Here is a 675-nt window from a genome sequence, read left to right as displayed (position 1 = left end):
ATAACGTAAATGTATTCACGAACCCGAGAGGCTTAAGGCGCGTCAACGCCGGGTCGAAGACTTAGCCTCGCAGAGGTTATTCGCCTGATTCAACTTCCTGGCACTTCCCACTTCGGGCGAATCAAGGAGCGTTAGCGACGCTGCGTGAATATGGTGTTATCTGCTGTTACCCTCTTCATCGAGTTGACCCACTATAATCCCTGCTCTTTTTATTATTTCAATACGTTCTTCTCTTCCCTCTATTTTCTTTATCATTTCGATTGCGGTTTCAAAATTCATGATGACATATCCAGTCTTTTCAAAACCTTTTGGCATGTCTACGAAATTCTTAACCTGAGCCAAATAATAGATGGTATATCCTTTAGTTTCTTGCCAAAACCAGCTTGCAAATGGGATTCTCTTATCACTTAGTTCAATTCCTGCTTCTTCTAATACCTCTCTTTCCAAACCATCTTGCAAAGATTCATTTCTCTCAAGTCTTCCACCGATCGTAGTTAGTACCTTCTCTTCACGATCCCAAACCATCATAAGATTGCCATTATCAAATACTGGTATGCAGTGAATTCCACCAATTGGAAAATCCGTCGGAAGTTCGTTAATAAATCTTAGCATTATAGAATCCCCCTTAAGTCAGGCTTTGATTATTGTGGTTTTGGGCAATTGCAGATAACGTCT

At 40.9% G+C, this 675-nt stretch carries 1 protein-coding gene; it reads right to left on the bottom strand.

Features of this window, described 5'->3' with window-relative positions; translation table 11 throughout:
* Nucleotides 1-156: 156 nt before the first annotated feature.
* Nucleotides 157-612 (bottom strand): NUDIX hydrolase, encoded by a 456-nt coding sequence (locus tag PSHG_RS26035; protein ID WP_010267423.1) that lies wholly within the window; start codon nt 610-612, stop codon nt 157-159.
* Nucleotides 613-675 lie beyond the last annotated feature (63 nt).

Source organism: Paenibacillus senegalensis JC66, from assembly GCF_000285515.1.
GTDB classification, from domain to species: Bacteria; Bacillota; Bacilli; order Paenibacillales; family NBRC-103111; genus Paenibacillus_L; species Paenibacillus_L senegalensis.
Note: the sequence above shows the minus strand (reverse complement) of the source record. Positions and strands in the feature narration are given on the sequence as shown.

Coding starts and splice junctions, on each gene's coding strand:
- PSHG_RS26035 (WP_010267423.1), bottom strand. CDS start 612: ATGCTAAGATTTATTAACGAACTTCCGACGGATTTTCCAATTGGTGGA.